Source organism: Cronobacter muytjensii ATCC 51329 (assembly GCF_001277195.1).
Lineage (GTDB): Bacteria > Pseudomonadota > Gammaproteobacteria > Enterobacterales > Enterobacteriaceae > Cronobacter > Cronobacter muytjensii.
The window spans coordinates 3,284,422-3,296,401 of record NZ_CP012268.1 but is presented as its reverse complement, the minus strand read 5'-3'; the positions used below and the strand labels follow the sequence as shown (position 1 = coordinate 3,296,401).

Below are 11,980 nucleotides of genomic sequence, written 5' to 3'. Positions count from 1 at the left end.
TAACCGCAAAGCGGAGAATGTGTCAAAACCTGAGCATTACATGGAGCGCTGATACGGCAGAATGTTCGAGCGCAGCATCTGCTGGGTGCCGAGACCGTAGTTGGAGCTCAGGCCGCGCAGCTCAATGTTGAAGCCAATGACTTCGTCGTATTTGCTCTTATCGATATCCCAGCCGTTGATTTTACGCTCATAACCGACGCGGATAGCATAACAGCAGGAGTTGTACTGCACGCCGAGCATCTGATCGGCGGCCTCGTTGGCATTGGTGTCGTAGTAATACGCGCCCACCACCGACCAGCGATCCACAATCGGCCAGCTTGCCGTCATGCCCACCTGATTAATACCGTCTTTATACTGCTCCGCCGTTGAATACGAAGGCAGCGTGGCCTGGATATACTCCGGGCTGGCGTAACGGTAGTTAAGCTGTACGACGCGATCGTCATCGCGACGATATTCAAGCACGCCGTTACCGGTGGCGACGTTCGCGAGACGCGCGTCATACTGCACGCCGCCGCGCAGGCCCCAGCGATCGCTGATACGCCAGTAAGTATCGCCCGCCCAGACCATTGAGCCGGTATCTTTGTTCTTCTCCCAGTTAATATCGTCATCGCCGGTACGGGACTGGGTGAAGTAGTAGATTTGACCTACAGAAACGTTAAAACGTTCAACGGACGCGTCGTCATAAACACGCGACGTGACGCCGGTCGTTACCTGATTGGCTGAGGCGATGCGGTCAAGGCCGCCGTAAGTACGGTCGCGGAACAGGCCGGAGTAGTCGGACTGCAGCAGCGAGGAGTCGTAGTTATTAATGGCGCTCTGATCGCGGTACGGCACGTAGAGGTACTGCGCGCGCGGCTCCAGCGTCTGGGTAAAGCCATTGCCGATAAGACCCGCGTCGCGCTCAAAGACCATTTTGCCGTCGAGCTTAAACTGCGGCAGTACACGGTTAACCGAATCTTCCAGATTGTTAGCCGCTTCATTTTTACCGCCGCGATATTCGCGATAGCGATCCAGATTTTCCTGCTGGTAGTGGGTCGCCAGCAGTTTTGCTTCGGCATTCAGGCTGCCCCAGTCGTTAGACATCGGCAGATTCATGGTCGGCTCAAGGTGCAGACGCGTCGCTTCCGGCAGGTTTTCGTTCACGTTGGTAAAGCGCACCGCCTGGGCATAAAGACGGGTGTCAAACGGGCCGACGTCGTTCTGATAGAAATTCATGTCAAGCTGCGGTTCAGCGCGATAAGAGTCCCCGCGAGAAGTGTCGAACACCTGAAACTGGAGTGTTGAGAGCGTCGCGTCGAAGTTCTCAACCGCATAGCCAACGCTGAAAAACTGCCTGGCGTAGCCATCAGTACTTGAGCCGTATTTGGAGTCGAAATCATTAAAGTAGCTGGTGTCGCTAACCTTGGTGTAGTTAACGTTAAAGCGCCACACCTGATCCATCACGCCGCCATGCTGCCAGTAGAACAGCCAGCGGTGCTTGTCGCTCATCCCCGGATTTTCGTCCTGATAGACGTCATCGGACGGCAGATAGTCGAACTCCATCAGGCCTGCGCCCGCGTGGGTCAGGTAGCGGAATTCGTTCTGCCACTGCACGTTGCCGCGCTTATGGATATAGTGCGGCGTAATGGTGGCGTCGAAGTTCGGCGCGATGTTCCAGTAATACGGCAATGAGAACTCGAAATAGTTAGTGGTACTGTATTTCGCGTTCGGAATAAGAAAGCCTGAGCGACGCTTGTCGCCGACCGGCAGTTGGAGATAGGGGCTGTAGAACACCGGCACCGGGCCGAGCTTAAAGCGCGCGTTCCAGATTTCCGCCACCTGTTCTTCGCGGTCGTGGATCACTTCGCTGCCCACGACGCTCCAGGTGTCTGAGCCCGGCAGGCACGACGTAAAGGAGCCGTTTTCGAGAATGGTGTAGCGGTTTTCGCCGCGCTGTTTCATCAGATCCGCGGTGCCGCGACCCTGACGGCCCACCATCTGGTAATCGCCGTCCCAGACGTTGGTATCTTTAGTATTTAAATTTGCCCACGCTTTAGGACCTTTCAGGATGACCTGATTGTCATCATAGTGCACATTACCCAGGGCATCGACCGTGCGCACGGGCTCTGGCTGGCCTTCCGCCTGTTTCTGATGAAGCTGTACTTCATCCGCCTGCAGACGACCATTACCTTGCTGAATATCCACATTACCGGTAAACACCGCGTCGTCCGGGTAGTTACCTTTAGCGTGATCGGCGTTAATCGTCACCGGCAGCTGGTTAGGCTCGCCCTGAACCAGGGGTCGGTTGTAGGTGGGAATGCCAAGCTTACATTGAGAAGCAAGATCGGCAGCCATGCCTTGTTGGCTGTAAAGGGCTGTGCCAATCATGGTGGCCAGCAAGGTGGGAATACGTTTTTTCATACGAGTTATTCGTGGTTCCATCATCAATGGCTTCGCGTCGGCAAACGGTCAGAGACTAACTTACTCATCACTACAGCGCCAGTGTTATCCTGTCTGCTTTTCTGCCTGCCTGTTAGGCACCGCTTTGAATGGCAGGTATGATAAAGGAATTTCTGGCTGACGGCATGACGATTTGGGGAGTATATGCAGTATTGGGGAAAACTGGTTGGAGGGCTCACCGGGCTGCTGGTCGGCGGTGGAGTCTGGGGCGTCATCCTCGGCCTGGTTATCGGGCATATGATAGACAAAGCGCGCAGCCGTCGTACCGTCTGGTTCACCAGCCAGCAGGAACGCCAGTCGCTCTTCTTCGCCACCACGTTTGAGGTGATGGGGCATCTGACCAAATCGAAAGGTCGTGTCACTGAAGCCGATATTCAGGTGGCGACGCAGTTTATGGACCGCATGAACCTGCACGGGGCGTCGCGAGACGCGGCCCGCAACGCGTTTCGCGTCGGCAAGGAGCATGGTTATCCGCTGCGTGAGAAAATGCGTCAGCTGCGCAGCGTCTGTTTTGGTCGCTTCGATCTGATTCGGATGTTTCTGGAAATTCAGATCCAGACCGCCTTCGCAGACGGCTCGCTGCACCCGAAAGAGCGCGACGTGCTGTATGTGATTGGCGAAGAGCTGGGCATTTCCCGCATTCAGTTCGATCAGTTCCTGCGTATGATGCAGGGCGGCGCGCAGTTCGGCGGCGGTCAGCACTCCTGGCACAACGGCAGCGGCGAGGCGCAACAGGCTCAGCGCGCGCCGACGCTGGAAGATGCCTGCAACGTGCTGGGCGTGAAAACGACTGACGACGCCACGACCATCAAGCGCGCTTACCGCAAGCTGATGAGCGAGCATCACCCTGACAAGCTGGTCGCCAAAGGGCTGCCGCCGCAGATGATGCAAATGGCGCAGCAGAAGGCGCAGGAAATTCAGAAAGCCTACGATCTGATTAAAACGGCGAAAGGGTTTCGTTAAGGCTGCATAACGCTCTGCAACCGTTGTGCCATAAAAAAAGAGACGCTATGGCGTCTCTTTTTCTTTAATTATATAACGAGCGGCTTAAAAATCCGCAGGCGCCCGGAACGTCATCGGCGAGCCGTAAGCCGGGTGAGTGATGGTGAGCTGCTCGGCGTGCAGAAGCAGCCGTGGCGCAAGCGCGAGCGCTTGCGGCGTAGCATAAAACTTATCGCCGAGGATCGGATGACCAAGCGCCATCATATGCACGCGCAGCTGATGCGAGCGTCCCGTAATCGGCTTTAGCAGCACGCGGGCGGTATTGTCGTCCGCGTATTCCAGCACCTCATACTCGGTTTGCGCCGCTTTACCGGTTTCGAAACAGACCTTTTGCTTCGGCCGGTTCGGCCAGTCGCAAATCAGCGGCAAATCCACAACCCCTTCCGCCTTCTCCGGGTGGCCCCAGACTCGCGCCACATACTGCTTTTTCGGCTCGCGCTCGCGAAACTGGCGCTTAAGTTCGCGCTCCGCGGCTTTGGTCAGCGCGACCGCAATCACCCCGCTGGTGGCCATATCCAGGCGATGTACCGACTCCGCGTTCGGGAAATCGCGCTGGATACGGGTCATCACGCTGTCTTTATGCTCATCGAGCCGGCCTGGCACGGAGAGCAGACCGCTGGGTTTATTCACCACCATGATGTGCTCATCCTGATAAAGGATGAGCAGCCAGGGCTCCTGCGGCGGGTTGTAGGCGTCCAGCATGTATCGCTCCGGTTACTGGTGAGTCACCACGATGAGACGCAGCGCATCCAGTCGCCAGCTCGCCTGGTTAAGATTCTCCAGCACCTGCTGGCGGTTAGTTTCAATCGCCGCCAGTTCGTCGTCGCGAATGTTCGGGTTCACGGCGCGCAACGCTTCGAGACGGGAAAGCTCGGCGGAAAGTTTGTCATCGGCTTCCTGGCGCGCCGCGTCGATAAGTTCGCGTGCCGCTTTTTCCACCTGCGCTTCACCGCCCTGGATTATCGCATGCACCTCTTGCTGTACCGCATTCACCAGCTTGCTGCCGGTATGGCGGTTAACGGCGCTCAGCTGACGGTTAAAACTTTCAAACTCCACCTGGCCTGCCAGGTTATTGCCGTTTTTATCGAGCAGCATGCGCACCGGCGTCGGCGGCAGGAAGCGGTTAAGCTGCAACTGCTTCGGCGCTTTGGCTTCCACGACATAAATCAGCTCCAGCAACAGTGTGCCGACCGGTAGCGCCTTGTTCTTCAGCAGCGAAATGGTGCAACTGCCGGTATCGCCGGAGAGGATCAGATCCAGGCCATTGCGGATAAGCGGATGCTCCCAGGTGATGAACTGCGCGTCTTCGCGAGACAGCGCCACGTCGCGGTTAAAGGTAATGGTGCAGCCATCCTCCGGCAGGCCCGGGAAATCCGGCACCAGCATATGATCGGAAGGGGTCAGCACAATCATATGCTCGCCGCGGTCGTCCTGGTTAATGCCCACGATATCGAAGAGGTTCATGGCGAAGTTCACCAGACCCGTGTCGTCATCCTGTTCGGCGATGGCGTCAGCCAGTTGCTGAGCTTTTTCGCCGCCATTGGAGTGGATCTCCAGCAGGCGGTCGCGGCCCTGTTCGAGCTGCGCTTTCAGCTCATCGTGCTGCTTGCGGCACGCCTGAATGAGGTCGTCGAAGCCGTCGGTGTTTTCCGGCGCGGCCAGATAACCGATAAGCCGTTCATAAACGCTGTCGTAAATGGCGCGGCCGGTCGGGCAGGTATGCTCAAACGCGTCCAGGCCTTCGTGATACCAGCGCACCAGCACCGACTGCGCGGTTTTCTCGAGATACGGCACGTGGATCTGGATATCGTGCGCCTGGCCGATACGGTCCAGACGGCCGATACGCTGCTCCAGCAGATCGGGGTTGAACGGCAGGTCGAACATGACCAGCTGGCTGGCGAACTGGAAGTTACGGCCTTCGGAGCCGATTTCCGAGCACAGCAGTACCTGCGCGCCGGTATCTTCTTCGGCAAACCAGGCCGCCGCGCGGTCGCGCTCGATAATCGACATGCCTTCATGGAACACAGCGGCGCGGATGCCTTCGCGCTCGCGCAGCACCTGCTCCAGCTGCAGCGCGGTGGCCGCTTTGGCGCAGATCACCAGCACTTTTTGCGAGCGATGGCTGGTGAGGTAGCCCATCAGCCACTCCACGCGCGGGTCGAAGTTCCACCAGGTGCCGCTGTCGCCTTCAAATTCCTGATAAATCTGCTCCGGGTAGAGCATATCGCGGGCGCGTTCTTCGGCAGATTTTCGCGCGCCCATGATGCCGGAGACTTTAATGGCGGTCTGATACTGGGTCGGCAGCGGCAGCTTAATGGTGTGCAGCTCGCGCTGCGGGAAGCCTTTCACGCCGTTGCGGGTGTTGCGGAACAACACGCGGCTGGTGCCGTGGCGGTCCATCAGCATAGACACCAGTTCCTGACGCGCCGCCTCGGCGCCATCGCGGTCGCTGTTGGCGGTTTGCAGCAGCGGCTCGATATCCTGCTCGCCGATAAGCTCGCTCAAGGCGTTGAGCTGTTCATCGTTCAGATGCGTCCCCGCCAGCAGCAGCGCGACGGCGTCTGCCACCGGGCGGTAGTTCTGCTGCTCTTCGACAAACTGCCCGAAATCGTGGAAGCGGCTCGGGTCCAGCAGGCGCAGGCGCGCGAAGTGGCTCTCCATGCCGAGCTGTTCCGGCGTCGCGGTCAGCAGCAGCACGCCCGCCACGCGTTCGGCCAGCTGTTCAATGGCCTGATACTCGCGGCTCGGCGCGTCTTCGCTCCAGACCAGATGGTGCGCTTCGTCCACCACCAGCAGATCCCACTCGGCATCGCACAAGTGCTCAAGGCGCTGCTTGTTGCGGCGCACGAAATCCAGCGAGCAGATAACCAGCTGTTCGGTTTCAAAGGGGTTGTCGGACTCGTGCTGGGCTTCGGTATAGCGCTCGTCGTCAAACAGGGAGAACCGCAGGTTGAAGCGGCGCAGCATCTCCACCAGCCACTGGTGCTGGAGCGTTTCCGGCACGACAATCAGTACGCGCTCAGCGGCGCCCGCGAGCAACTGCTGGTGAATGATCATCCCGGCTTCGATGGTTTTACCGAGACCCACTTCGTCCGCCAGCAGGACGCGCGGCGCATGGCGGCGACCCACGTCGTTTGCGATATTCAACTGGTGGGGGATAAGGTTAGTACGCTGGCCGCGCAGGCCGCTCCACGGCATCCGGTACTGTTCGCTCTGGTATTTGCGGGCGCGAAAGCGCAGGGCGAAACGGTCCATGCGGTCAATCTGACCGGCGAACAGGCGGTCCTGCGGTTTGCTGAACACCAGTTTGCTGTCGAGGAACACTTCACGCAGCGTGACATTTTCCTCAAGCGTATCCAGACGGGTGCCGATATAAATAAGTAAGCCGTTTTCTTCCTTTACTTCATCCACTTTCAACTGCCAGCCTTCGTGGCTGGTCACGGTATCGCCCGGGTTGAACATGACGCGGGTGACCGGGGAGTCATTTCGGGCATACAGACGATTTTCACCGGTAGCCGGGAAAAGCAGCGTCACCATGCGGGCGTCGATCGCCACTACGGTGCCCAGTCCCAGTTCGCTTTCCGTATCGCTGATCCAGCGTTGACCAAGTGTAAAAGGCATATATATCGGCTCTATTCTCTTATCAGATTTGCAGGCAATAGTATGACTCCCGCCTGCGCGCAGGCGGGGGGTCGCAATCAGGGTGATGTGAAAAGGGCGCTATGGTACTGGATGCCAGGACGTTCGTCACGTGTCAAAAAAGCCCCATCTGCCCTGTCATCAGTGTAGCAAAGTCATCTTCCATGAACGGTAAGATCCCATCCGCGACGGGCTGTAACTGCTTCGTTAAATAGTGATCGTAGTCGAGCGCGCCCTGCTGATAATCCACCGGCTCCGGGCCGTTTACCGTCCAGACATACTTAATAGTGCCGCGGTTCTGGTACTGCGCCGGACGCCCGAGGCGCGCGTTATGCTCATCGGCGAGCCTTGCTGCGCGAACATGCGGCGGCACATTGCGCTGATATTCGTTGAGCGGGCGGCGCAGGCGCTTGCGATACACCAGTCTGTCATCCAGTTCGCCCGCCATCAGCCGGGCGATGGTGTCGCGAATGTAATCCTGATAGGGCTCGCGGCGGAAAATCCGCAGGTAGAGATCCTGCTGAAACTGCTGGGCGAGCGGCGTCCAGTCGGTACGCACCGTCTCCAGCCCCTTAAACACCATACGCTGGCTCTCGCCTTCCTGAATCAGGCCCGCGTAGCGCTTCTTGCTGCCCATCTCCGCGCCGCGGATCGTCGGCATCAGAAAACGACAGAAGTGGGTCTCAAACTCCAGCTCCAGCGCGCTCTCAAGCCCCATGCTCTCCTGCAGATGCTGTTTCCACCACGCGTTGACGTGCGTCACCAGCCGTTGACCTATGCGCGCGGCTTCCGCTTCGCTGTGCGGGCTTTTCAGCCAGACGAAGGTGGAGTCAGTGTCGCCGTAAATCACCGTGTAGCCCTGCGCTTCGATAAGCGCTTTGGTCTGACGCATGATTTCATGGCCACGCATGGTAATAGAGGACGCGAGGCGCGGATCGAAGAAGCGGCACGCGCTGGTGCCAAGTACACCGTAAAACGCGTTCATTATGATTTTAAGCGCCTGGGAAAGCGGTTTATTGCCAAGCCGTTTGGCCTCTTCTCGCCCCTGCCAGATCTGCGTGACGATCTCCGGCAGGCAGTGCGTTTCGCGTGAAAACCAGGCGCCGATAAAGCCTTCCACGCTCTTTGTCTGATCCGGCGCCCGGAGTCCTTCCACCAGGCCGACCGGGTCGATTAAAAAGGTGCGAATAATCGACGGATAAAGGCTTTTGTAATCCAGCACCAGCACTGAGTCATACAGGCCGGGCTGCGAATCCATCACATAGCCGCCGGGGCTTGCCTGGGGCGGCACCGCGCCGAGATTCGGCGCGACAAAACCCGCGCGGTGCATACGCGGAAAATAGAGATGGCTGAACGCCGCCACCGAGCCGCCGTGCCGGTCAACTGGCAGGCCGTTGACCGTGGCGCGCTCCAGCAGGAACGGCATGATCTCCGTTTTATGGAAAATGCGCGTCACCAGCTCGCAGTCTTTCAGGTTATAGGTAGCGAGCGCGGGTTTATCCTCGGCGAAACGGCGATCAATCTCATCCATGCGCTGCCACGGGTTGTCGATGGCTTTGCCTTCGCCGAGCAGCTCCTGCGACACCGCCTCCAGCGAAAACGACGAGAAATTCCAGAAGGCGGATTTGAGCGCTTCGATGCCGTCGATAATCAGCCGCCCGGGGGCCTGCGCGAAAAAGACGCCATTTTTAAAACCATGCTCACGCCACTCCAGATCGGTGCCGCCGCGCCCGAGCCGCAGCGGCACGCCGTAGCGCTCGGCATGTTTTTGCAGCATACGCAGATCGAACTGAATGACATTCCAGCCAATCAGCACATCCGGATCGTGCCTTGCAAACCAGGCGTTCAGTTTTTCAATCAGTTGCGGGCGGCTTGCGACATATTCCAGCTCAAAATCGAGGCCGCGGGCGTCGCCGTTCTCCGGCCCGAGCATGTACACCACGCGGGAGCCGCAGCCTTCAAGGCCGATACAGTAAAGCTCGCCGTGGCGGGTGGTTTCGATATCCAGCGACACCCATTTAAGGGGCGGGCGATAGAGCGGATTGGGCTTGAGGCGCGCGTTGATGAGCCGCTCGCCCTGACGCTCGCCGCTGACCCACACGGGGGCGGTGATAAAGCGCTCCATCAGAAAGCGCTCCGGCGGGCGGATATCCGCCTCGTAGACCGTCACGCCGTTTTCGCGCAGCAGCTTATCAAGACGCATCAGCTGACGGTGCGAGCGGCAATAGAGGCCGCATACCGGCTGACGCTGAAAATCTTTCAGGACGAGCGAGGCGAAGCGTGCGTCGTTCTCGTGCGCCAGCAGGCTTTCGGCGCGAGGACGCTCGGCCTCAGGAATAAACGCCACCGATTCTTGCGGCGGCAGGCAAACCCGCAGCGGCCCGGTGTCCGTCGCCAGCCAGAACTCAATCTCCGTTCCCTGCGGTGTATCCCGCCAGTGACGGCTTAAAATAAACCCCTGATGCGCTTCAGACACGCTGCGTACTCACGTAAAAAACCAGGCGTGATTATAGCCTGGCTGGCGGTGTTTTGCTGGGGTTTTATACAGTTGTGCCGTTGCCCGACGGGCGACGCAGGGCCGACCAGCGCTGCGCCTGTGGGAACGGTGCTACTGCCCGTAATACGCTTTCGCGCCGTGTTTACGCAGGTAGTGTTTATCCAGCAACGTCTGCTGCATCGCGGGCAGTTCGGGCGCGAGCTGGCGACAGAAGATGCCCATATAGGCGACCTCTTCCAGCACGATCGCGTTATGCACCGCGTCGACCGCATCTTTGCCCCAGGCGAAAGGCCCGTGGGAGTGCACCAGCACGCCGGGCATCTGGGCCGGGTCAATATCCTGTTCGCGGAAGGTTTCGGCTATCACCACGCCGGTTTCCCATTCATACGCGCCATTGATCTCTTCATCCGTCATTTTACGGGTGCAGGGGATCTCGCCGTAGAAATAGTCGGCATGCGTGGTGCCGGTCGCCGGGATCGGCAAGCCCGCCTGCGCCCAGATGGTGGCGTGGCGCGAATGGGTATGCACGATGCCGCCGATGGATGGGAACTGTTGATAGAGCAGCCGGTGAGTCGGGGTATCGGAAGAGGGCTTTTTGGTGCCTTCGACAACTTCGCCGGTCTCAATACTGACCACCACCATATCCTCGGCGGTCATCACGGTGTAATCGACGCCGGAGGGTTTGATAACAAACACGCCGCGCTCGCGGTCGACGGCGCTGACGTTACCCCACGTCAGCGTCACCAGATTGTGCTTTGGCAGCGCCAGATTGGCTTCCAGTACCTGACGCTTGAGTTCTTCTAACATTGTCGTCTCCATGCCGGAGGGCGCGTCGTGTGCGGCCTGCGATATCACAGGCCGGTCAACGAGCGCCGCCGGGCAGCAGTGCGTTAACGTTTGAGGCCGTAATAGACTTCATTCCAGCGCAGCGCGTCTTTAAAGGCGGGCAGGCGGGTGTCGTTGTCGATAACGGCAAGTTCAAGGTCGTGCATTTCGGCGAACAGGCGCATGTCGTCGAGCGTCAGCGCCTGGCTGAAGACGGTGTGGTGCGCGCCGCCGGCGAGGATCCAGGCTTCTGAGGCGGTCGGCAGATCCGGCTGGGCTTTCCACAGCGCGTTGGCGACCGGCAGTTTCGGCAGGGCGTGCGGCGTTTCCACCGCGTCAACGCAGTTCACCAGCAGACGGAAGCGATCGCCCAGATCGATAAGGCTCGCGTTCACCGCCGGGCCGGTGGTGGTGGAGAAGATCAGGCGCGCCGGATCGGCTTTGCCGCCGATGCCAAGGTACTGCACGTCGAGGATCGGTTTTTCCGGCGTGGCGATGGTCGGGCAGACTTCCAGCATGTGAGAGCCCAGCACCATGTCGTTGCCGTTCTCGAAGTTGTAGGTGTAGTCCTCCATAAAGGAGGTGCCGCCTTCAAGGCCAGCGGACATCACTTTCATGATGCGCAGCAGCGCGGCGGTTTTCCAGTCGCCTTCGCCCGCAAAGCCATAGCCCTGCTGCATCAGGCGCTGAACCGCGAGGCCCGGCAGTTGCTTCAGGCCATGCAGATCTTCAAAGGTGGTGGTGAAGGCGTGGAAACCGCCGTCCTCCAGGAAGCGCTTCATGCCAAGCTCGATGCGCGCCGCGTCGATAACGTTCTGGCGTTTATCACCGTTGATCTGCGCGGCGGCAGTCAGGCGGTAGCTGCTTTCATATTCATCCACCAGTGCGTTGATATCGCCTTCGCTGACGTCGTTAACGATAGCCACCAGGTCGCCCACGCCCCAGGTGTTCACTGAGAAGCCGAACTTGATCTGCGCCGCGACTTTATCCCCTTCGGTCACCGCGACTTCACGCATGTTGTCGCCAAAACGCGCCACTTTCAGATGGCGGGTGTCCTGTTTCGACACCGCCTGACGCATCCACGCGCCAAGACGCCCCTGAGACTGTTTATCCTGCCAGTGGCCGGTCACGACGCTGTGTTGCAGACGCATACGCGCGCCGATGAAGCCGAACTCGCGGCCGCCGTGGGCGGTCTGGTTCAGGTTCATAAAGTCCATGTCGATGCTGCCCCACGGGATCTGCGCGTTGAACTGGGTATGGAATTGCAGCAGCGGTTTGTTGAGGATGGAGAGGCCGTTGATCCACATCTTGGCTGGCGAGAAGGTGTGCAGCCACACCACCAGGCCTGCGCATTTATCGTCATAGTTAGCGTCACGACAGATGGCGGTGATTTCGTCCGGTGTGGTGCCGAGCGGCTTTAACACCAGCTTGCATGGCAGTTTCGCTTCGGCGTTCAGCGCATTCACCACCTGTTCGGCGTGCTGATTCACCTGACGCAGCGTTTCAGGGCCGTAAAGGTGCTGGCTGCCAATCACAAACCACACTTCATATTGATCGAAAATTGTCATCATCGTGTCC

The 11,980-nt window shown here is 59.0% G+C and carries 7 protein-coding genes; 1 reads left to right on the top strand and 6 read right to left on the bottom strand.

Annotated elements, in window-relative coordinates:
• Positions 1-36: 36 nt before the first annotated feature.
• Positions 37-2,400: an LPS assembly protein LptD gene (lptD, locus tag AFK63_RS15130; protein WP_038864940.1), complete on the bottom strand. Its 2,364-nt coding sequence runs from the start codon at positions 2,398-2,400 to the stop codon at positions 37-39.
• Positions 2,401-2,583: 183 nt separating this feature from the next.
• Here lptD and djlA point away from each other — a divergent pair, with 183 nt between their 5' ends.
• Complete coding sequence (gene djlA / locus AFK63_RS15125) at positions 2,584-3,402, top strand: co-chaperone DjlA (RefSeq protein ID WP_038864936.1); 819 nt, start codon at positions 2,584-2,586, stop codon at positions 3,400-3,402.
• An 84-nt stretch (positions 3,403-3,486) separates the two neighbouring features.
• On the opposite strand, the gene rluA is transcribed toward djlA, so the two are convergent.
• From rluA to araA, 5 genes are all read right to left on the bottom strand, one after another.
• Positions 3,487-4,143, bottom strand: a complete 657-nt coding sequence (gene rluA / locus AFK63_RS15120) for a bifunctional tRNA pseudouridine(32) synthase/23S rRNA pseudouridine(746) synthase RluA (protein ID WP_038864934.1) — start codon at positions 4,141-4,143, stop codon at positions 3,487-3,489.
• Positions 4,144-4,155: 12 nt separating this feature from the next.
• Complete coding sequence (rapA, locus tag AFK63_RS15115) at positions 4,156-7,062, bottom strand: RNA polymerase-associated protein RapA (RefSeq protein ID WP_038864932.1); 2,907 nt, start codon at positions 7,060-7,062, stop codon at positions 4,156-4,158.
• A 133-nt stretch (positions 7,063-7,195) separates the two neighbouring features.
• Positions 7,196-9,556 (bottom strand): DNA polymerase II, encoded by a 2,361-nt coding sequence (gene polB / locus AFK63_RS15110; RefSeq protein WP_038864930.1) that lies wholly within the window; start codon positions 9,554-9,556, stop codon positions 7,196-7,198.
• 132 nt (positions 9,557-9,688) lie between these two features.
• Positions 9,689-10,384: an L-ribulose-5-phosphate 4-epimerase gene (gene araD, locus AFK63_RS15105; RefSeq protein ID WP_038864928.1), complete on the bottom strand. Its 696-nt coding sequence runs from the start codon at positions 10,382-10,384 to the stop codon at positions 9,689-9,691.
• Between the two features lie 83 nt (positions 10,385-10,467).
• Complete coding sequence (gene araA, locus AFK63_RS15100; RefSeq protein WP_038864926.1) at positions 10,468-11,970, bottom strand: L-arabinose isomerase; 1,503 nt, start codon at positions 11,968-11,970, stop codon at positions 10,468-10,470.
• Positions 11,971-11,980 lie beyond the last annotated feature (10 nt).